Origin of the sequence: Ramlibacter sp. (genome assembly GCF_035627355.1) — a bacterium.
Lineage (GTDB): Bacteria > Pseudomonadota > Gammaproteobacteria > Burkholderiales > Burkholderiaceae_C > Ramlibacter.
In genome coordinates this window covers 1-19220 of record NZ_DASPLW010000066.1, presented here as the reverse complement: position 1 = coordinate 19220, position 19220 = coordinate 1, and the positions used below count along the sequence as shown (strand labels likewise).

Genomic DNA, 19220 nt, shown 5'->3' with positions numbered 1-19220 from the left:
GCAGCCCTGTGCCGCGAGGGGACTACGGACGAGGACATGCGCGGCGCCGGCCGGGCCGCGCGGGGTGGCGCCCTAAAATCGCCGGTTCCCCCCGTACAGGCTTCCCATGCGCCAGCGCAAGCTTTTCGTCACCACCGCCCTGCCCTACGCCAACGGCAAGTTCCACATCGGCCACATCATGGAATACATCCAGGCCGACATCTGGGTGCGGCACCAGCGCATGGGCGGGCACATGGTGCACTTCGTCGGCGCCGACGACGCGCACGGCGCGCCCATCATGATCGCGGCCGAGAAGGCCGGCCAGACGCCCCAGCAGTTCGTGGCGGGCATTGCCGCCGGCCGCAAGGAGTACCTGGACGGTTTCCACGTCCGCTTCGACAACTGGCACTCCACCGACAGCCCCGAGAACACGGCGCTGGCCCAGGGCATCTACGAGGCCCTCAAGGCCAACGGGCTGGTGGCCACCCGCACCATCGAGCAGTTCTACGACCCGGTCAAGGGCATGTTCCTGCCGGACCGCTACATCAAGGGCGAGTGCCCCAACTGCCATGCCAAGGACCAGTACGGCGACAGCTGCGAGGTCTGCAGCAGCGTCTATTCGCCGACGGACCTGATCGAGCCGTACTCCACCCTCAGCGGCGCGCGTCCCGAGCTGCGCAGCTCGGAGCACTACTTCTTCAAGCTGTCCGATCCCCAGGTGGTCGAGTTCCTGAAGGCCTGGACGCAGGACGGCAAGCTGCAGCCCGAAGTGGCGAAGAAGGCCAGCGAATGGTTCGAGGCCGGGCTGGCCGACTGGGACATCAGCCGCGACGCGCCCTACTTCGGCATCGAGATACCGGACGCGCCGGGCAAGTACTTCTACGTCTGGCTGGACGCGCCGATCGGCTACCTGGCCAGCCTCAAGAACCACTTCGACAAGGGGCAGGCGCGCGACCACTGGCATGCGCCTTCGCGCACCGACGCCACCTTCGAGCAGTACGTGGCCGACCCGGCCGTGGAGCAGGTGCACTTCATCGGCAAGGACATCGTGTACTTCCACACCCTGTTCTGGCCGGCCATGCTGCAGTTCTCCGGCCGCAAAACGCCCAGCCAGGTCAACGTGCACGGCTTCATCACCGTCAGCGGCGAGAAGATGAGCAAGAGCCGGGGCACCGGCATCGACCCGCTGCGCTACCTGTCGATCGGCATGAATCCGGAGTGGCTGCGCTACTACATCGCGGCCAAGCTCAATGGCAAGGTGGAGGACGTCGACTTCAACCCCGACGACTTCATCGCGCGGGTGAACGCCGACCTGATCGGCAAGTACGTGAACATCGCCAGCCGGGCCGCCAAGTTCGTCCCGGGCGGCAAGCTGGTCGGCTCCTTCGGCGGCGAGGAGACGCGCGCGACCCGGCTGGTCGAGGAGGTGCGCAACCTGTACGAAGGTCGCGAGTACGGCAAGGCGGTGCGCGAGATCATGGCCTTTGCCGACGAAGTGAACCTGCGCTTCGACGCCGCCGCGCCCTGGAAGCTGGTGAAGGAAGGCAAGGCCGACGAGGCCGCCCTGGTGTGCTCGGAGTGCCTGGAGTCCTTCAAGGTCATGACGGCCTGCCTCAAGCCCATCCTGCCGGCGCTGGCTCAGCAGGCCGAGGCCTTCCTGCGCTGCGAGCCCCTGGACTGGGCGAACGCGGCGCGGCCGCTGGGCGCCGGGCACCAGGTGGGGGCCTACCAGCACCTGATGCAGCGGGTCGAGGGCAAGCAGGTGGACGCCCTGTTCGAGGTGGCCGAGGAAGCGAAGGCGGCACCCGCCTCCACGACGTCCGAGGATGGCGGCGCACGGCCGGGCGGCGAGGCGCTCGCGGCCGGGATCACCATCGACGATTTCGCCAAGGTCGACCTGCGCATCGCGAAGATCGTGGACTGCCAGCCGGTGGAGGGCTCGACCAAGCTGCTGCGCCTGACGCTGGACGTGGGCGAGGGCCGGATGCGCAACGTGTTCTCCGGCATCGCCTCCGCCTACCAGCCGGAGCAGCTGGCCGGCAAGCTCACCGTGGTGGTGGCCAACCTGGCGCCGCGCAAGATGAAGTTCGGCGTGAGCGAAGGTATGGTGCTGGCCGCCAGCCATGCGGACGAGAAGGCAAATCCGGGCATCTTCGTGCTGGAACCCTGGCCGGGCGCCGAACCCGGCATGCGGGTGAGATAAACCACCCCCGAAGCGCCTTTGGCGCGCCCCTCGAGGGGCGTCGCTAGCGGCCCGGCCAAGCCGGTCCCGCGTTGGCACTAAATTGCCCCCTGACTCCCTTGCGCTACCGCTGGGAACCTCGCCTCCGCGGAATCTCGACAGGGTCGCCGTGTTCGCTCCCCGCCGCTTGCGCCATCACCCATTCGGAGAAGCGCTCGGCAGCCGGGTGGGCGCCCAGCGAGCGGCGGCTGCACAGGAAGTAGCCGCGGCCGGTCGAGGCGGCCCCTGCCACCGGCATCGCCAGCCGGCCTGCCGCCAGGTCGGCTTCCACCATGCACTTCTGCACCACCGCCACCCCCATGCCGCTGCGCGCGGCCTCGATCAGGTTCATCACCAGGTCGAAACCGGTGCCGCGCCAGCCGGCGGGCAGGTGCACGCCCGCCGCCTGCGCCCACAGCCCCCAGTTGTCCGGGTAGTTAGAGTGGTAGAGCAGGGGTTGCCGAACCAGATCCGCCGCCGAGCGGATGCGGGCGCCCAGGCGCGGCGCGCACACCGCCACGATCTCGCGGCCGACCAGGTACCGGGCGGCGATCTGGCGCGGCCAGGCCTGGCCCCGCTGCGGCTTGAGCGCGATCCACAGGTCCACGTCCTCGCGCCGGAAGTCCTCGTCGTGGTGGTACTGGCGGAACTCCAGTTCCACTTCGGGGTGGCGCGCGCGGAAGTCCTCCAGCCGCGGCATCAGCCACAGGTTGCCCAGGCTGGTCACGACCGACAGCCGCAGCCGCAGCCGGTCCGGCCGGCGCTGCAGGTCTGCCGCGGCCTGCTCCAGCGCCGCCAGCGGCTTTTCCACCCGTCGCAGCAGCTGCGCGCCGGCGTCGGTCAAACGCACGCCCGCGCCCGAGCGGGTGAGCACGTCCACGCCGAGCTGCTCCTCCAGCCGCAGCACGGCGCGGCTGACCGCCGCCTGGGTGACGAACAGGCGATCGGCCGCCTTGCGGAAGCTGCCGGTGCGCGCCACCGCGACGAAGGCATGCAGTTCCACCAGCGAAGGGCTGCGTAGGGCCATGCGGCGATTACAACATGTCATCACCGGAGGCGAAAAAGTCGTTTGTCCGAGTGCGCCCCCGCACCTACCCTGCGGCGCTGCTTCAACCCGCCGAGATCCAAGCCATGAAGACTCGCCACTTCCTCAAGACCCTGGCCTGCGCGGCCGCCCTGGCCGCCGTCGGCGGCGTCCATGCCCAGGCGAACTACCCCACGCAGCCGATCAAGCTGATCGTGCCGTTCGCGCCCGGCGGTTCCACCGACCTGGCCGCGCGCCTGATCGCCGAGTACGGAGGCCGCGAGCTGGGCCAGTCCATCGTGGTGGAGAACAAGGCCGGCGCCGGCGGCTCGCTGGGCATGGAGTTCGTCTCCAAGGCCAAGGCCGACGGCTACACCCTGGGCATGGCCACCGTCAGCACCCACGGCAGCAATCCGGCCGTCTATGGCAGCAAGCTGAAGTACGACCCGGTGAAGGACTTCGCGCCCGTCACCAACGTGGCCACCACGCCCAGCGTGTTCGCGGTCAACCCCAAGGTGCCGGCGCAGGACATGAAGCAGTTCATCGCCGCCGCCAAGGCCCAACCGAACAAGTTCAGCTTCGCCTCCCCCGGCACCGGCTCGCTGGGCCACGCCAACATCGAGCACTTCATGGCGCTGGCACAGATGAAGATGCTGCACGTGCCCTACAAGGGCGCGGGCCTGGCGATGAACGACGCGCTCGGCGGCCAGGTCGATGCCATCACCGACAACCTGCCCTCGGCGCTGCCGCACATCAAGGCCGGCAAGCTGCGCGCGCTGGCCGTGCTGTCCGAGAAGCGCTCGCCCGCGCTGCCCGACGTGCCGACCTACGGCGAGCTCGGCTTCCCGCAGATGGGTGGCGGCGGCTGGTTCGGCGTCGTCGCCCCGGCCGGCACCCCGCCGGAGATCGTGGCCAAGCTGAACCAGGCCTTCCACAAGGCCATGAAGAACCCCGAGTTCATTCGCAAGATGGACGAGTCCGGCGCGACGCTGATCCCCAACACGCCGGAGCAGTTCGCCCAGCAGATCCGCCAGGCCATGGAGCGCTACCAGCGGGTGGCGCAGATGGCGAAGATCGCGATCGACTGAAGGCCCGGCCCTTGAGCCCCTTCACCCTGCAGCGGCCCGCCGGCCCGGCGGTGCCGCTGGTGTGCGATTCGCCGCACAGCGGCACCTGGTACCCCGATGACTACCGCCCCGCCGTGCCGCTGGCCCTGCTGCGCGGCGGCGAGGACACGCACGTGGACCGGCTGTGGGCGGCGGTGCCGTCGGTCGGCGGCACGCTGCTGGCGGCGCACTTCCCGCGCACCTACATCGATCCCAATCGCAGCGAGGACGACCTCGACCCGGAACTGCTGGACGCGCCCTGGCCCGCGCCGCTGGCGCCGACCGAGAAGACCCGGCTCGGCTTCGGCCTGGTCTGGCGCAACGTGCGCGCCGGCGTGCCGATCTACGACCGCAAGCTCACCGTGGCCGAGGTGCAGGCGCGCCTGGAGCGCTGCTGGCGCCCGTACCACCAGGCGCTGGCGGGCTGCATCGAGCAGGCGCAGCGCGAGTTCGGCGCCGTCTGGCACCTGAACCTGCACTCCATGCCCAACGACGCCTACCAGCGGCTGCAGATCGCCAGCCCGCACCCGCTGGCCGACTTCGTGCTGGGCGACCGCGACGGCCGCACCTGCGAGCCGGCCTTCGTCGACCTGGTCGAACGCGAGCTGCGCGGCTTCGGCTACACGGTCGCGCGCAACGACCCGTACAAGGGCGTGCAGCTGATCGAGCGCATCGGCCAGCCGCAGCTGCGCCGGCACAGCCTGCAGGTGGAGATCCGCCGGCCGCTGTACATGGACGAGGCCACGCGCGAGCCGAACGAGGGCTTCGCGCCGCTGCAGGCCAACCTCACCCGGCTGCTGCACACCCTGGCCGGCTACGTGCGCGAGCAGGCCGCGACTTGAAACCGCAGGGCGGGCCGTAGAATGCCGGCCATGGCGCCCGCGCCCATCCTGCCCTTGACGCGCCGCAGGCGCTTCATCATCCGGCTGCACCACTGCGGCCCTCCGGCGACGAGCTGAACACCCCGTTCGTTCGACTTCCGGAGCTTTCCTTGCCCATTTCCTTCGCCTTCCGTCCGCGCATCGCGGACGCGCTGCGTGGCTACGACCGCGAGCGTTTCCTGCGCGACCTCGGTGCCGGCGCCACCGTCGGCATCGTCGCCCTGCCGCTGGCCATGGCCTTCGCCATCGCCTCCGGGCTGACGCCCCAGGCCGGCCTCTGGACGGCGATCATCGCCGGCCTGCTGATCGCGCTGCTGGGCGGCTCGCACGTGCAGATCGGCGGCCCGGCGGGCGCCTTCATCGTCATCGTCTACGGCATCGTCGAGCGCTACGGGGTGGCCAACCTGCTGATCGCCACCGCCGGCGCCGGCGTGCTGCTGTTCGCCATGGGCCTGCTGCGCCTGGGACGGCTGGTGCGCTACGTGCCGGTGAGCATCGTCATCGGCTTCACCAACGGCATCGCGCTGCTGATCGCCGCCTCCCAGATCAAGGACTGGCTGGGGCTGGACATCGACAAGATGCCGGCCGACTTCTTCGCGCAGCTGCGCACGATCGGCGCGAACATCGGCAGCTTCAACCCCTACGCCTTCGGCCTGGGCACCGCCTGCTTCGTCGGCCTGATGCTGTGGCCGCGGCTGTGGGCAGCCCGCGCCCGCCTGCAGGGCTCGCTGGACCTTCCCGGACTGCAGCGCGCCAGCGAGGTCGGCGCCCGCATCCCCGGGCCCATCGTGGCGCTGGTCACCCTGACGGCGCTGGCGTCCTTCCTGCAGTTCCCGGTCGAGACCATCGGCAGCCGCTTCGGCGACATCCCGCGCGGCATGCCGGCGTTCGCGCTGCCGGAGTTCAGCTGGGAGACGGTCAAGATGCTGTTCTCGCCCATGCTCACCATCGCGGCCCTGGGCGCGATCGAGTCGCTGCTGTGCGCGCGGGTGGCCGACCAGGTGTCCGGGCTGCCGCGGCACGACCCGAACCAGGAGCTGATGGCCCAGGGGGTGGCCAACTTCGTGGTGCCGTTCTTCGGCGGCATGCCGGCCACGGGCACGATCGCCCGCACCGTCACCAACGTGCGCGCCGGCGGCACCACGCCGGTGGCGGGGGTGGCGCATGCCATCACCCTCGCCCTGATCGTGCTGCTGGCGGCGCCGCTGGCGCTGCTGGTGCCGCTGTCGGTGCTGGCCGGCATCCTGTTCTTCGTCGCCTGGAACATGGGCGAGTGGCGCGAGTTCGCGCACCTGCGCCGCCATCCGAACGACTACCGGCTCAAGCTGCTGGGCACCTTCGCGCTCACGGTGGTGTTCGACCTCACCGTCGCCGTGCAGGTGGGGCTGCTGGCGGCCTGCCTGTTGTTCATCCACAAGATGAGTTCGCTGTTCGGCGTGGAGCGCAGCGACGGCGAGAACGGCGCCATGCGCTTCAGCCTGTACGGCTCGCTGTTCTTCGGCGCCACCGCCAAGATCGACCCCATCCTCGACGAGGTGGAGCGCGGCCCGGAACAGCCGCAGGTGGTGCTGGACGCGCTGCACCTGGTGCACCTGGACAGCTCCGGTCTGGACACGCTGCGCCAGCTGCTCAAGGCGGTGCAGCAGAAGGGCGGCACGCTGCGGCTGGAGAACCTGCACGAGCAACCGCGGGAGCTGATCGAACACGCCGGTTTCGCCGAGGAACTGGGCGTCACCGGCTGAACGCCTGCAGCGACGACCGGGGCTAGCGGCTGGGGCCGCCCCGGTTCTCCGGCGCCTCCGGGTCCGGCCCGGTCGTGGTGCGCACCACGCGGTAGTCCTTGTCGAACCACACGGTGAACACCATCGAGGTGTTGGGCATCTGCATCCAGCGCCAGTCCCAGGCCTCCTCGCCCTTGAGCGCATAGGGCGTCTTCTTCGCCGGCTTGCCCAGCATGCGGCGTACCGGCTCCATGGCCATCCCCGGCTGCACTTTCGCGAACGTGTCCGGGTTCAGCACCTGCCGCAGGGCACTCATCTTCCCGTCCGGGCCGATGGTGATCATGTAGTTCTCGTGCCCGGCCGGGTTGCGGTTGTATTCCAGGGTGCGGGCGCCGCCCGGCTCGTCCCAGACGTTCTCGGGCGCGCCGAACTGGGCGCGCACGTCGGCCTCGGTGGACACGCCTTCCTCCAGCTTCTCGATGCGGCGCTGGTCGCAGCCGGCCAGGGGCAGCAGGGCGAGCAGGGCAGCGAGGAATCCCATCGAGGCGCGCAGGTAAAATCGGGCGTTCACCGCGCACAGTCTATGTCCAAGTTGCTCCGCATCTTCCGCCGGCCGGACTACCAGTCCGACGTCACCCAGTTCATCGAAGGGCTCAAGGCGCAGCGCCCGGACATCGAGGCCCAGCAGCGCGCGGGCCGCGCCCTGCTGTGGGACAAGCACATCGACCGCGACGCGCTGGCCGAATGGAAGCAGGCGCGCGTGCGTCCCAGCTCCTACGTCTACTACGCCTGGGGCCCGGGCAAGAAGTCCTGAAGTGGACGAGGGCAGCGAGGCCACCCTGCCGCAGCCCGGGGCGCCGGAGCTGACCGGCATGCCCGAGGTGGTCGACCAGGTCGCGCTGGCGCGCCTGTACGGCGAACCGCTGTTCGCCCTGCCCACCGACCTGTACATCCCGCCCGACGCGCTGGAGGTGTTCCTCGAGGCCTTCGAGGGCCCGCTGGACCTGCTGCTGTACCTGATCCGCAAGCAGAACTTCAACATCCTCGACATCCCGATGGCGGCGGTGACCCGCCAGTACCTGCAGTACGTCGAGGAGATCCGCTCGCGCAACCTGGAGCTGGCCGCCGAATACCTGCTGATGGCGGCCATGCTGATCGAGATCAAGTCGCGCATGCTGCTGCCGCCGCGCAAGACCGCGGAAGGCCAGGAGCCGGAGGACCCGCGCGCCGAGCTGGTGCGCCGCCTGCTCGAATACGAGCAGATGAAGCTGGCCGCGGCGCGCCTGAACGAGGTGCCGCAGCTCGGGCGCGACGTGCTGCGCGCGCAGGTCTACATCGAGCAGGCGCTGCAGCCCCGGTTCCCGGACGTGGCCGTCGCCGACCTGCAGGAAGCCTGGCGCGACATCCTCAAGCGCGCCAGGCTGGTCCAGCACCACCGGATCTCGCGCGAGGAGCTCTCGGTGCGCGAGCACATGAGCATCGTGCTGCGCAAGCTGCAGGGGCGCCGCTTCGTGCCCTTCGAGGACCTGTTCGACCCCGCGCGCGGCGTGCCGGTGCTGGTGGTCACCTTCATCGCGACGCTGGAACTGGCCAAGGAGTCCCTGATCGAGCTGACCCAGGCCGAGGCGTTCGCGCCCATCTACGTCCGGCTCGCGTACCAACCGGCATGAACTCCCTCGACTTCGACGTCGTCATCGTCGGCAGCGGCCTGGCCGGCCTGTCGGCGGCGCTGCACCTGGCCCCCACCCACCGGGTCGCCGTGATCACCAAGCGGGCGCTGGCCGACGGCTCCAGCGGCTGGGCCCAGGGCGGCATCGCCGCGGTGCTGGCCGAAGGCGACAGCTTCGACTCGCACGTGGACGACACCCTGGTCGCGGGGGCCGGCCTGTCGGAGCCGGCCGCCACCCGCTTCGTGGTCGAGCACGCCCCCGAGAGCATCGGCTGGCTGCGCGAACTGGGCGTGCCCTTCTCGCAGGAGAACGGCCAGCTGCACCTGACGCGCGAGGGCGGCCACAGCGCGCGGCGCATCGTGCACGTCACCGACGCCACCGGCGCGGCCGTGCAGCAGACGATGATCGAGCACGTGCGGCGCACGCCCAACATCAGCCTGTTCGAGCACCACACGCTGGTGGACCTGATCACCAGCCGGCGCATCGGCCAGGCGCCGCCCCGCTGCCTGGGGGCGTACGCGCTGGACGAGCAGGCCGACCGGGTGCTCACCTTCCGGGCGCCGCACACCATCCTGGCCACCGGCGGCGCCGGCAAGGTCTACCTGTACACCACCAACCCCGACACGGCCACCGGCGACGGCATCGCGGCGGCCTGGCGGGCCGGCTGCCGCGCGACGAACATGGAGTTCATCCAGTTCCACCCGACCTGCCTGTACCACCCGCTGGTCAAGAGCTTCCTGATCACCGAGGCGGTGCGCGGCGAAGGCGGCCGCCTGCTGCTGCCCGACGGCACCCGCTTCATGCCGCAGCACGATCCGCGCGCCGAACTGGCGCCGCGCGACATCGTGGCGCGCGCGATCGACTTCGAGATGAAGAAGCACGGGCTGGACTGCGTCTACCTGGACATCTCGCACCAGCCGGCCGAATTCGTGCGCGAGCACTTCCCCAACATCCATGCGCGCTGCCTGGAGCTGGGCATCGACATCACGCGCCAGCCGATCCCGGTGGTGCCGGCCGCGCACTACACCTGCGGCGGCGTGCACACCGACCTGCTGGGGCGCACCGACCTGCCCGGCCTGCACGCCATCGGCGAGACCGCCTACACCGGCCTGCACGGCGCCAACCGGCTGGCCAGCAACTCGCTGGTCGAGTGCATGGTGTTCGCCCGCTCGGCCACGCGCGACATCGTGGCCACGCCCATGCCGCCGGTACCGGCGCTGCCGGCGTGGGACGTCAGCCAGGTCACGGACCCGGACGAATCGGTGGTGATCTCGCACAACTGGGACGAGCTGCGCCGCTTCATGTGGGACTACGTCGGCATAGTCCGCACCAACAAGCGCCTGGAGCGCGCCGCCCACCGCATCCGGCTGCTGCAGGAAGAGATCCAGGAGTTCTACGCCAACTTCCACGTCAGCCGCGACCTGCTGGAACTGCGCAACCTGGTCACCGTGGCCGACCTGATCGTGCGCTCGGCGCGCCTGCGCCACGAGAGCCGCGGCCTGCATTTCAGCCGCGACTACCCGGAGACGGCGCCGATCGCGAAGCCGACCACGCTGGTGCCCTGACTCGGGGCGAGGCTGGGTCGCCGGCGGGGCGATCTAGTCGCGGGTGCCTGCGGCCCCAGCCCTGCTTTTCTTCCGAGCAGCCTCTTCGGCCGCGGCACGCGCCGCACGCTCGGCACTTTCACGGGCTGGATCCCTCGCGTGCAACCTGTGCACGCCTTCGTGGCAGGACCGGGTCCACTGCAGCGACCGCTGCCAGCAGGCCTCGTCGACGTCCCAGGGGGACGACTCGGCGAGGCATCGCTGGAGGCTGTCGACCGCGATCCTGCGACAGGGTTCGAATTCGTTGGACGTGGGCGATGCCATCGCCGCGGAGGACCCGAGGGCGAGGAGAAGAACGACCCAGGGATGGGCGCGCAAGGCGGGTTTCGATCGGCTCATGGGGGGCAGCCTCGACGGCTCCTTCGGCCAGGCAGGCAAGGCGGGATGCGGAGGAGCGCACTGTAGTGGATCGCCGCCTTCGCGCCGGCCCGGACACGGGGCAGCGCATTTTCGGCATAGTGGGCCCGATGCAGCGCAGCGACATCCCCGCCCGGCTCGATCGCCTGCCCTGGTCGCGCTGGCACTGGCGGCTGGTGCTGGCCCTCGGCGTGGCCTGGGTGCTGGACGGCCTCGAGGTCACCATCGTCGGTTCGCTGGGCGGCGTGCTGGAACGCCCCGACACGCTGGCGCTGTCGGCGGCGCAGATCGGCTGGAGCGGCTCGCTCTACGTGGGCGGCGCGGTGATCGGTGCCATCGTGTTCGGCCGGCTGGCGGACCGGCTGGGACGCAAGCGGCTGTTCCTGGTCACGCTGCTGGTCTACATGCTGGCGACCGTGGCGACCGCGTTCTCCACCGGCTTCGTGAGCTTCGCCGCCTGCCGCTTCGCCACCGGCCTGGGCATAGGCGGCGAATACGCGGCCATCAACTCCGCGATCGACGAACTGATCCCGGCGCGGGTGCGCGGACGGGTGAACCTGGCCATCAACGGCAGCTTCTGGATTGGCGCGGCCCTGGGCGCGCTGCTGAGCCTGTTCCTGCTGGATGCACGGGTGCTCGGGCCGGAGACGGGCTGGCGCGCCGCCTTCCTGCTGGGCGCGGTGATGGCGGTGGCCATCCTGCTGGTGCGCCGGCACGTGCCCGAGAGCCCGCGCTGGCTGCTGGCCCACGGCCACGCGCAGGAAGCCGAGCGCGTCGTCGCGGGCATCGAAGCGGCGGTCCACGGCCGGGCCGCCACGGCGACGAGCGCCGGCGCCCTGCCGCCACCGGCTCGGCGCGCCACCGTGCCCAGCCTGGGCGAAGTCGCGCACGTGCTGCTGCGCCGCTATCCGCAGCGCAGCGCCGTGGTGCTGGCGCTGATGGTGTCGCAGGCCTTCTTCTACAACGCCATCTTCTTCACCTACGCGCTGGTGCTGACCCGCTTCTACGCCGTGGATGCCGCGCGGGTGGGCATGTTCATCTTCCCTTTCGCTGCCGGCAACGTGCTGGGGCCCCTGCTGCTCGGGCCGCTGTTCGACCGCATCGGCCGCCGCCGCATGATCGCGGCAACCTATGCGCTGTCGGGCGTCGGCCTCGCGCTCACCGGCGTGGGCTTCCTCACCGACGTGCTCGATGCGACGACGCAGACCCTCGCCTGGTCGGCGGTGTTCTTCATGGCGTCCGCCGCCGCCAGCTCGGCCTACCTCACCGTCAGCGAGGTGTTCCCGCTGGAGATGCGCGCCATCGCGATTTCGATCTTCTATGCGGTGGGCACGGCAGTCGGCGGCTTCGCGGCACCGGCGCTGTTCGGCGTGCTGATCGAAACCGGCAGCCGCGCCAACGTGTTCGCCGGCTACCTGGTCGGCGCCGTGCTGGTGCTGGCGGCGGCGGTGGTCGCCTTGCGCTGGGGCGTGGACGCCGAGCGCAAGCCGCTGGAGGAAGTGGCGCCGCCGCTGGGGCTGGGCGGGCGGGAGCCTTAGTTCCCGGCCAGCTTGCGCAGCTCGTTGCGGTAGGCCACGTTGGCGGCCGTGCACATGGCCGTGCCGGCGGCCAGGCCGGCCAGGAAGCCGGCCACGGCTCCCGGAACGGCGCCCACGCCGGGGACCATCACGGTGCCGGCGCTGGCCATCATCGCCGCGCCGCCGCCGCCCATGGGCACGCCGGTGGTGACCGCGCAGCGCTTGGCGATCGACCAGAGGCTTTCGTGCTCGCGGTGGGAAATGATCCCGAGCTTGATCAACTCCCGGCGGAAGTCCTGGCTGATGTCGGACATGGGCCCTGCTCCTCTGCGTTGGTCTGGCCGCGCAGTCTAAGGCAGCAGGCCGCCGCGGTCGCAGGGGGCCTCAGGCGGCGCCGATCTCGGGGACCAGCGAGCCGGCCGGCTGGCCGTTCTTCAGGGCCGCGGTGAAGGTCAGCATGCGGTCGATCGGCAACCGGGCGCGCGCGCCGACGGCGGGATCGACGAAGACCTCGTTGGCGCCGGTCTCCAGCACGTGCGCCAGGCCGGCCAGGCCGTTCATCGCCATCCAGGGGCAGTGCGCGCAGCTCTTGCAGGTGGCGCTGTTGCCGGCCGTGGGCGCTTCGTAGAACACCTTGCCCGGGTTGAGCGTGCGCAGCTTGTGCATCATGCCCTTGTCGGTGGCGACGATGAACTCCCTGGCGTCCATCTCGCGCGCGGCCTTGAGGATGGCCGAGGTGGATCCCACGGCATGGGCCAGCGCCACCACGTCGGCCGGCGACTCCGGGTGCACCAGCACCCGGGCGCCGGGGTGCTCCTTCATCATCGCCTCGAGCTCGAAGGCCTTGAACTCGTCGTGCACGATGCACGAGCCGTTCCAGAACACCATGTCGGCGCCGGTCTCGCGCTGGATGTAGCCGCCCAGGTGGCGGTCCGGCGCCCACAGGATCTTGTGGCCCTTGTCCTTGAGCGCCGAGACGATGTCCAGCGCGCAGCTGGAGGTCACCAGCCAGTCGGAGCGCGCCTTCACGGCGGCGCTGGTGTTGGCGTAGACCACCACCGTGCGGTCCGGATGCCGGTCGCAGAAGGCGCTGAAGGCGTCGATCGGGCAGCCCAGGTCGAGCGAGCAGTTGGCGTCCAGGTCGGGCATCAGCACGCGCTTCTCGGGCGACAGGATCTTGGCCGTCTCGCCCATGAAGCGCACGCCGGACACCACCAGCGTCTGGGCCGGGTGGTCGCGGCCGAAGCGCGCCATCTCGAGCGAATCGCTGACGATGCCGCCGGTCTCCTCGGCCAGGTCCTGCAGGTCGGGATGCACGTAGTAGTGCGAGACCATGACCGCGTTGCGCTCCTTCAGCAGGCGCCGGATGCGGTCCATCAGTTCCAGCCGCTCGGCCGGGCCGGGCTCGGGCGGCACCCGCGCCCACGCGTGCCGCGTGTCGCACGTGTCGCCGACCGGCTGCTCGTACTCGACGTCCTTGATCGGAATCACCACCGAATTCATCCTAGTTCCTGCAGGCGCATCGAATAGTCCGTGGCCTTCACGTCCTTGGTCAGCGCCCCGATGGAAATGCGGTCGACGCCGGTTTCTGCAAGCTCGCGCACCCGGTCCAATGTCACGCCGCCGGAGATTTCCAGCACTGCCCGGCCAGCGTTGAGGCGCACGGCCTCGCGCAGCGTGGCCAGGTCCATGTTGTCCAGCAGGACCATGGTCGCGCCGGCGGCCAGCGCTTCCTGCAGCTGGGCCAGGTCCTCGACCTCGATCTCGACGAACGCGGCACCGGCGGCCGCCCGGGCGGCTGCCGCCAGCACCGGGGCGACGCCGCCGGCGGCCGCGATGTGGTTTTCCTTGATCAGCACCGCGTCGTACAGGCCGATGCGGTGGTTGGTGCCGCCGCCGGTGCGCACCGCGTACTTCTGCGCCAGCCGAAGGCCGGGCAGGGTCTTGCGGGTGTCCACGATGCGCGCGCGGGTGCCGGCCACGGCGGCCACGTAGGTGGCGGTCCGGGTGGCCACGGCGCTGAGCAGTTGCAGGAAGTTCAGCGCCGTCCGCTCGGCCGTGAGCAGCGAGCGGGCGCTGCCTTCGATCTCGGCCACCACCTGGTCGGCCGCGCTGCGCTGCCCTTCGCCGACGTGCCAGCGGATCGCCGCATCGGGGTCGAGCTGGCGGACGGCCGCGTCCACCCAGGGAGCGCCGCACAACACCGCCGCCTCGCGCGCCAGGATGCGGGCACGCGCCCGCGCCTGCGCCGGCACCAGCGCCGCGGTGAGGTCGCCCGCGCCGACGTCCTCGGCCAGCGCGCGCGCCGCGTCGTCCCGCGCCAGCTCGGCCACGGCAGCGGGGCTGAAATCGAATCCATGCATCCGGTCGAGCATAGCCGGATCGCCATGCCTGGGTCGGGACCGAGGCTGACGCGCGTCAACGGGACGGCGCATGACAATCCGGCCCATGGACACGTACTCCGAGAAAGCGCCGAGCCGGGCCGAGGTGGAGGCCTGGACCGGCCCGGCGGTGCTGGATTTCGGCACCAACTGGTGCGGCTGGTGCCGCGGCGCCCTACCCAAGATCGCGCAGGCACTGTCGGCCCACCCCGGCATCCGCCACGTCAAGGTGGAAGACGGTAGCGGCCGGCCGCTGGGCCGCTCCTTCGGCGTGAAGCTGTGGCCCACGCTGGTGTTCCTGCGCGACGGGCAGGAAGTGACGCGGCTGGTGAGGCCGGGGGACGCGGAAGCGATCAGCCGAGCGCTGGAGCAGATCGCCTGAACGGCGGCCGTCAGTCCGCCGCGAAGCAGTACATCAGGCCGGCTCCGCCGGTGCGGGCCAGCTGGGGCAGGCCGCATCCGTGCGTGACCGCGGTGCCCTTCTCCGTCGGCGATAGCGCTTCAAGCGCGGCCATTCGCCCCGCAGGCTCACTGCCAGGGCATTTCGGCCGTCGGGTCGCGCCCCATCAGGCGGGCCACGGCCTGCTCCGGGGCCAGGCGGCCGTCCAGCAGTTCCACCACGCTCTGCGTGATCGGCATCTCGATTTTCAGGCGGGCCGCTCGCGCCGCCACCGTGCGGGCGCTGTAGACGCCCTCGGCCACGTGGCCCAGCGAATCCAGCGCCTGTTGCAGGCTGCGGCCCTGCGCCAGCAGCAGCCCGACCTTGCGGTTGCGGCTGAGGTCCCCGGTGGCGGTGAGCACCAGGTCGCCCAGGCCCGACAAGCCCATGAAGGTCTGCGCCCGGGCACCCAGGGCCACGCCCAGCCGGGTCATCTCGGCCAGTCCGCGGGTGACCAGGGCCGCGCGCGCATTGAAGCCCAGGGACAGGCCGTCGCACAGGCCGGTGGCAATCGCCAGCACGTTCTTGACGGCGCCGCCGACCTCGGCGCCGACGATGTCGTCATTGCCATAGACCCGCAGCGCCGGTCCGTGCAGGGCCTCCACGAGGGCGTCACGCACCTCCGCGTGGGCACTGGCCGCCACCAGTGCGGTGGGCTGGCCGCGCGCCACTTCGAGCGCGAAGCTGGGGCCCGTCAGCACGCCGCCGGCCAGCCGCGGCGCCACCTCGGCCTGGATCTCGTGCCCCAGCAGGCCCGTGTCCGCCTCGAACCCCTTGCACAGCCACGCGAGTGGCGCGCGGCAGTCCGCCAGCGCACCGAGCAGGGCGCGCAAGCCCGCCATCGGTGTCGCCACGATCACCAGGTCCTGGCCGATGGCGAGTTCGCCGGACGGCGTTCCGGCAGCGATGCGCAGCGTCGCCGGCAGCGGCACGCCGGGGAGATAGCGCCGGTTCTCGTGCTGCTGCTGCAGGGCGGCAGCCTGGGCCTGGTCGCGCGCCCACAGGGTGACGGTGTGCCGCCCGCAGGCACTGAGGGCCAGGCCCGTGCCCCAGGCGCCGGCGCCGAGCACGAGCAGCTTCATGGCCGCGCCCGCCGCCTCAGGCGGAGGTGACGATGGACGGCGCCTGGTCCTGTTGCAGCTGGGCCTGCTGCTGCTCGTACATGGCCTGGAAGTTGATCTCGGCCAGGTGCACCGGCGGGAAGCCGGCACGGTTGACGATGTCGGCCACGTTGCCGCGCAGGTAGGGGTAGACGATCTGCGGGCAGGCGATGCCGAGGATGGCGCTCATCTGCTCTTCCGGAACGTTGCGGATCTCGAAGATGCCGCCCTGCTTCACCTCGACCAGGAACACGGTGCGGTCCTTGATCTTGGTGGTGACGGTGGCCGTCACGCAGACTTCGAAAATGCCCTCGACCGCCTGGGCGGCTTCCACCCCGAGCTGGATGTCCACCGAGGGCTGCTCCTGCTCCAGCAGGATGGCGGGCGAATTCGGCTGCTCGAGCGAGGCCTCCTTGAGGTAGACGCGCTGGATCTGGAAGACGGGGTCCTGGGAGTCGGCCATGGTGTGTGCTTTCGTGCGTGAAAAGGAAAGGCCCGCCGGGTGCAACCGAAGCGGGCCGATGCAGGAAGAATTATCTCAGTTCTCCACCGCCCGCCATCCCGCCGCCATGCACGAGCGACCCTGGCTGGGTCCAGTGCCGCCGCGGGACCTGCTTTGCCGGGCCGCAGGCGCTTCGGGGTGGTCCTTGGCTTCAGGCCGAGCCGTTGAGCAACGGCAGCAGGCCGCCGCGGCTGTCCAGCGCCATCAGGTCGTCGCAGCCCCCCACATGGGTGTCGCCGATGAAGATCTGCGGCACGGTGCGCCGGCCGGTGATCTCCATCATGCGCAGGCGCTCCTGCGGCTGGGTGTCGATGCGGATCTCGTTGATGCTCTCCACCCCGCGCGCCTTCAGGATCTGCTTGGCCCGGATGCAGTAGGGGCAGACGGCGGTGGTGTACATGGTGACGTCTTGCATTCGGTGGTCGGTCTTTCGGGTCATGCTTTCTCGACCGGCAGGTTAGCCTCTTTCCAGGCCTTCAGCCCGCCGCCCAGGACTTGGGCCTTCTCGTAACCCAGCTTCCTGGCGGTGGCCAGCGCGCGGTTGGCGCGCGCGCCGCTGGCGCAGACCAGCAGCACCGGCAGCGACTTGTTCTTCACCGCCTCGGGCAGGCGCTGCTCGAGCTGGCCCAGCGGAATGTTGCGGGCGCCCCCGATGTGGCCCTGGGCGAACTCCTCGGCCTCGCATACGTCCACCACCACCGCCTTCTCGCGGTTGATCAGTTGCACGGCCTGGGGGGCCGTCAGCCCGCCTCCCACGCCGCCCTGCACCATCGGCCACAGCAACAGCGCGCCGGAGGCGAATGCCACGGCGAACAGCACCCAGTTGTCGATCACGAAATCCATGTCTTCCTTGCCTGCACGCCCCGCGGGCGCAAAACCGGGATTCTAGAATCCGGCCTTTTGCCCGGCCCCCGGACCCCCGCCATGTACAAGCTCGTGCTGGTTCGCCACGGCGAATCGACCTGGAACCTCGAAAACCGCTTCACCGGCTGGACCGACGTGGACCTCACGCCCACCGGGGTGGAGCAGGCCAAGACGGCCGGCCGCCTGCTCAGGGCCGAGGGCTACGAGTTCGACATCTGCCACACCAGCGTGCTCAAGCGCGCCATCCACACCCTGTGGCACTGCCTGGACGAGATGGACCGCCAGTGGCTGCCCACGGTCAAGTCCTGGCGCCTGAACGAGCGCCACTACGGCGCCCTGCAGGGCCTGAACAAGGCCGAGACGGCCAAGAAGTTCGGCGACGAGCAGGTGCTGGTCTGGCGCCGCAGCTACGACATTCCGCCGCCGGCGCTGGAGCCCGGCGATCCCCGCAGCGAGCGCAGCGACCCCCGCTACGCCCGCCTGGCCCCCGGCGAGGTGCCGCTGACCGAATGCCTGAAGGACACGGTGGCGCGCGTGCTGCCGTTCTGGAACGAGGCGATGGCCCCCGCCATCCGCTCCGGCAAGCGGCTGCTGGTGTCGGCCCACGGCAATTCGATCCGGGCCCTGGTCAAGTACCTGGACGGCATCTCGGACGCCGACATCGTGGGCCTGAACATCCCCAACGGCATCCCGCTGGTCTACGAACTGGATGCCGACCTGCGGCCGATCCGGCACTACTACCTGGGGGATGCGGAGGCCGCCGAGAAGGCCGCCGCGGCGGTCGCCAACCAGGGCAAGGGTTAGTGCTGACTCAGCCGTTGGGGCTTTTTACACGCCGGGCCGCGCTCTTCCGGAACCCGCGGGTAAGCGCGGCGTCATAGTGTCTTCTCAGGTGTATATTGAATCGTCGAGAGGACTTCAGGTTTCGCATGCGACACAAACTCAAGATTGCCGGCTGGGTCTCCGTCGGGGCACTGGCCGGCGCCCTGACCACGGTCTCGCTGCAGACCGTCGCGCGCGGCTCCCTGGCGCCGCTGCCGCTGGAGGAACTGCAGCAGTTGGCCGCCGTCTTCGGCATGGTCAAGAGCGACTACGTCGAGCCCGTGGACGACAAGAAGCTGATCACCGATGCCATTTCCGGCATGGTGGCCAGCCTGGACCCGCACTCGCAGTACTTCGACAAGAAGTCCTTCAAGGAATTCCGCGAGGGCACGTCCGGCCGCTTCGTCGGCGTCGGCATCGAGATCACCCAGGAGGACGGGCTGGTCAAGGTGGTCTCGCCGATCGAAGGCACGCCCGCGTTCCGCGCCGGCCTCAAGACCAACGACCTGATCACCAAGATCGACGACACGATGGTCAAGGGGCTGTCGCTGTCCGAGGCGGTCAAGAAGATGCGCGGCGAGCCCAACACCAAGGTCACGCTGACGATCTTCCGCAAGGACGAGAACCGCAGCTTCCCCGTCACCATCACCCGCGAGGAGATCAAGACGGTCTCGGTCAAGGGCAAGGTGGTCGAGCCGGGCTACGGCTGGATCCGCCTGTCGCAGTTCCAGGAGCGCACGGTCGACGACTTCGTCAAGAAGGTCGACGAGATCTACAAGCAGGAGCCGAACCTCAAGGGCCTGGTGCTCGACCTGCGCAACGACCCGGGCGGCCTGCTCGACGCGGCGGTGGCGATTTCGGCCGCCTTCCTGCCCGAGAACGTCACGGTGGTCACCACCGACGGCCAGCTGTCCGAGAGCAAGTCGGTCTACAAGGCGGCGCCGGAGTTCTACCAGCGCCGCTCCGGAAGCGATCCGCTGCGCAACCTGCCGGCCGCCCTCAAGACGGTGCCGCTGGTGGTGCTGGTGAACG

Annotated in this window: 20 protein-coding genes; 11 read left to right on the top strand and 9 right to left on the bottom strand. The window is 70.2% G+C overall.

The window, feature by feature from the left end:
- Positions 1–106: 106 nt before the first annotated feature.
- On the top strand, positions 107–2182 hold the full coding sequence (gene metG / locus VEC03_RS15540) for a methionine--tRNA ligase (RefSeq protein WP_324916982.1): 2076 nt from the start codon (positions 107–109) through the stop codon (positions 2180–2182).
- Positions 2183–2285: 103 nt separating this feature from the next.
- Here the strand turns inward: metG and VEC03_RS15535 are convergent, their stop codons facing one another.
- The gene (locus VEC03_RS15535; RefSeq protein WP_324916979.1) at positions 2286–3227 is read right to left on the bottom strand and encodes a LysR substrate-binding domain-containing protein; all 942 of its coding nucleotides are present in this window, start codon (positions 3225–3227) and stop codon (positions 2286–2288) included.
- A gap of 104 nt (positions 3228–3331) precedes the next feature.
- Between VEC03_RS15535 and VEC03_RS15530 the strand changes: the two genes are divergently transcribed.
- The 3 genes from VEC03_RS15530 to VEC03_RS15520 all read left to right on the top strand — a co-directional run bounded on the left by VEC03_RS15530 (position 3332) and on the right by VEC03_RS15520 (position 6953).
- A complete protein-coding gene (locus VEC03_RS15530) occupies positions 3332–4312 on the top strand; it encodes a tripartite tricarboxylate transporter substrate binding protein BugE (RefSeq protein ID WP_324916976.1) in 981 nt (326 codons plus the stop codon).
- Positions 4313–4323: 11 nt separating this feature from the next.
- Complete coding sequence (locus VEC03_RS15525) at positions 4324–5172, top strand: N-formylglutamate amidohydrolase (RefSeq protein ID WP_324916973.1); 849 nt, start codon at positions 4324–4326, stop codon at positions 5170–5172.
- A 149-nt stretch (positions 5173–5321) separates the two neighbouring features.
- Entirely contained in the window at positions 5322–6953 is a 1632-nt protein-coding gene (locus VEC03_RS15520; protein WP_324916970.1) for a SulP family inorganic anion transporter, read from the top strand.
- A 22-nt stretch (positions 6954–6975) separates the two neighbouring features.
- Here VEC03_RS15520 and bamE read toward each other — a convergent pair whose 3' ends face one another.
- Complete coding sequence (gene bamE, locus VEC03_RS15515; RefSeq protein WP_324917688.1) at positions 6976–7473, bottom strand: outer membrane protein assembly factor BamE domain-containing protein; 498 nt, start codon at positions 7471–7473, stop codon at positions 6976–6978.
- Positions 7474–7515: 42 nt separating this feature from the next.
- Between bamE and VEC03_RS15510 the strand changes: the two genes are divergently transcribed.
- From VEC03_RS15510 to VEC03_RS15495, 4 genes are all read left to right on the top strand, one after another.
- Entirely contained in the window at positions 7516–7746 is a 231-nt protein-coding gene (locus VEC03_RS15510) for a DUF3460 family protein (RefSeq protein WP_324916966.1), read from the top strand.
- Positions 7747–7804: 58 nt separating this feature from the next.
- The gene (locus tag VEC03_RS15505) at positions 7805–8602 is read left to right on the top strand and encodes a ScpA family protein (RefSeq protein WP_324917685.1); all 798 of its coding nucleotides are present in this window, start codon (positions 7805–7807) and stop codon (positions 8600–8602) included.
- Entirely contained in the window at positions 8599–10167 is a 1569-nt protein-coding gene (gene nadB, locus VEC03_RS15500) for an L-aspartate oxidase (protein WP_324916963.1), read from the top strand. The genes VEC03_RS15505 and nadB overlap by 4 nt, the downstream gene beginning before the upstream one ends.
- A gap of 506 nt (positions 10168–10673) precedes the next feature.
- Positions 10674–12101, top strand: coding sequence for an MFS transporter (locus VEC03_RS15495; RefSeq protein WP_324916960.1), 1428 nt, complete (start codon positions 10674–10676; stop codon positions 12099–12101).
- Here the strand turns inward: VEC03_RS15495 and VEC03_RS15490 are convergent.
- The 3 genes from VEC03_RS15490 to nadC all read right to left on the bottom strand — a co-directional run bounded on the left by VEC03_RS15490 (position 12098) and on the right by nadC (position 14443).
- Positions 12098–12394: a hypothetical protein gene (locus tag VEC03_RS15490; RefSeq protein WP_324916958.1), complete on the bottom strand. Its 297-nt coding sequence runs from the start codon at positions 12392–12394 to the stop codon at positions 12098–12100. The genes VEC03_RS15495 and VEC03_RS15490 overlap by 4 nt on opposite strands.
- Before the next feature lie 70 nt (positions 12395–12464).
- Positions 12465–13583 (bottom strand): quinolinate synthase NadA, encoded by a 1119-nt coding sequence (gene nadA, locus VEC03_RS15485; protein ID WP_324916955.1) that lies wholly within the window; start codon positions 13581–13583, stop codon positions 12465–12467.
- Positions 13580–14443, bottom strand: a complete 864-nt coding sequence (nadC, locus tag VEC03_RS15480; protein ID WP_324916952.1) for a carboxylating nicotinate-nucleotide diphosphorylase — start codon at positions 14441–14443, stop codon at positions 13580–13582. The genes nadA and nadC overlap by 4 nt, the downstream gene beginning before the upstream one ends.
- 85 nt (positions 14444–14528) lie before the next feature.
- Between nadC and VEC03_RS15475 the strand changes: the two genes are divergently transcribed.
- Positions 14529–14843: a thioredoxin family protein gene (locus VEC03_RS15475; RefSeq protein WP_324916950.1), complete on the top strand. Its 315-nt coding sequence runs from the start codon at positions 14529–14531 to the stop codon at positions 14841–14843.
- Between the two features lie 146 nt (positions 14844–14989).
- Here the strand turns inward: VEC03_RS15475 and VEC03_RS15470 are convergent, their stop codons facing one another.
- The 4 genes from VEC03_RS15470 to VEC03_RS15455 form a co-directional block, all read right to left on the bottom strand.
- Entirely contained in the window at positions 14990–15982 is a 993-nt protein-coding gene (locus VEC03_RS15470) for an NAD(P)H-dependent glycerol-3-phosphate dehydrogenase (RefSeq protein WP_324916947.1), read from the bottom strand.
- A 16-nt stretch (positions 15983–15998) separates the two neighbouring features.
- Positions 15999–16463 carry a protein-export chaperone SecB gene (gene secB, locus VEC03_RS15465; RefSeq protein ID WP_324916944.1) on the bottom strand — a complete coding sequence of 155 codons (465 nt, stop codon included), beginning with the start codon at positions 16461–16463 and terminating at the stop codon, positions 15999–16001.
- A gap of 190 nt (positions 16464–16653) precedes the next feature.
- Positions 16654–16917, bottom strand: coding sequence for a glutaredoxin 3 (gene grxC, locus VEC03_RS15460; RefSeq protein WP_324916942.1), 264 nt, complete (start codon positions 16915–16917; stop codon positions 16654–16656).
- A 20-nt stretch (positions 16918–16937) separates the two neighbouring features.
- Entirely contained in the window at positions 16938–17345 is a 408-nt protein-coding gene (locus VEC03_RS15455; protein ID WP_324916939.1) for a rhodanese-like domain-containing protein, read from the bottom strand.
- An 81-nt stretch (positions 17346–17426) separates the two neighbouring features.
- On the opposite strand from VEC03_RS15455, the gene gpmA reads away from it, so the two are divergent.
- Positions 17427–18170, top strand: coding sequence for a 2,3-diphosphoglycerate-dependent phosphoglycerate mutase (gpmA, locus tag VEC03_RS15450; RefSeq protein ID WP_324916937.1), 744 nt, complete (start codon positions 17427–17429; stop codon positions 18168–18170).
- 125 nt (positions 18171–18295) lie between these two features.
- On the top strand, positions 18296–19220 hold a 925-nt coding region (locus VEC03_RS15445; RefSeq protein WP_324916934.1), incomplete at its 3' end, for a S41 family peptidase.

Bases quoted from the DNA above. Each gene is read 5' to 3' on its own strand.
- metG (WP_324916982.1), top strand. From the start codon at position 107: ATGCGCCAGCGCAAGCTTTTCGTCACCACCGCCCTGCCCTACGCCAAC.
- grxC (WP_324916942.1), bottom strand. From the start codon at position 16,917: ATGCAAGACGTCACCATGTACACCACCGCCGTCTGCCCCTACTGCATC.
- bamE (WP_324917688.1), bottom strand. From the start codon at position 7,473: ATGGGATTCCTCGCTGCCCTGCTCGCCCTGCTGCCCCTGGCCGGCTGC.
- VEC03_RS15505 (WP_324917685.1), top strand. From the start codon at position 7,805: ATGCCCGAGGTGGTCGACCAGGTCGCGCTGGCGCGCCTGTACGGCGAA.
- nadC (WP_324916952.1), bottom strand. From the start codon at position 14,443: ATGCATGGATTCGATTTCAGCCCCGCTGCCGTGGCCGAGCTGGCGCGG.
- secB (WP_324916944.1), bottom strand. From the start codon at position 16,463: ATGGCCGACTCCCAGGACCCCGTCTTCCAGATCCAGCGCGTCTACCTC.
- VEC03_RS15510 (WP_324916966.1), top strand. From the start codon at position 7,516: ATGTCCAAGTTGCTCCGCATCTTCCGCCGGCCGGACTACCAGTCCGAC.
- nadB (WP_324916963.1), top strand. From the start codon at position 8,599: ATGAACTCCCTCGACTTCGACGTCGTCATCGTCGGCAGCGGCCTGGCC.
- VEC03_RS15455 (WP_324916939.1), bottom strand. From the start codon at position 17,345: ATGGATTTCGTGATCGACAACTGGGTGCTGTTCGCCGTGGCATTCGCC.
- nadA (WP_324916955.1), bottom strand. From the start codon at position 13,583: ATGAATTCGGTGGTGATTCCGATCAAGGACGTCGAGTACGAGCAGCCG.
- VEC03_RS15535 (WP_324916979.1), bottom strand. From the start codon at position 3,227: ATGGCCCTACGCAGCCCTTCGCTGGTGGAACTGCATGCCTTCGTCGCG.
- VEC03_RS15470 (WP_324916947.1), bottom strand. From the start codon at position 15,982: ATGAAGCTGCTCGTGCTCGGCGCCGGCGCCTGGGGCACGGGCCTGGCC.
- gpmA (WP_324916937.1), top strand. From the start codon at position 17,427: ATGTACAAGCTCGTGCTGGTTCGCCACGGCGAATCGACCTGGAACCTC.
- VEC03_RS15495 (WP_324916960.1), top strand. From the start codon at position 10,674: ATGCAGCGCAGCGACATCCCCGCCCGGCTCGATCGCCTGCCCTGGTCG.
- VEC03_RS15490 (WP_324916958.1), bottom strand. From the start codon at position 12,394: ATGTCCGACATCAGCCAGGACTTCCGCCGGGAGTTGATCAAGCTCGGG.
- VEC03_RS15530 (WP_324916976.1), top strand. From the start codon at position 3,332: ATGAAGACTCGCCACTTCCTCAAGACCCTGGCCTGCGCGGCCGCCCTG.
- VEC03_RS15475 (WP_324916950.1), top strand. From the start codon at position 14,529: ATGGACACGTACTCCGAGAAAGCGCCGAGCCGGGCCGAGGTGGAGGCC.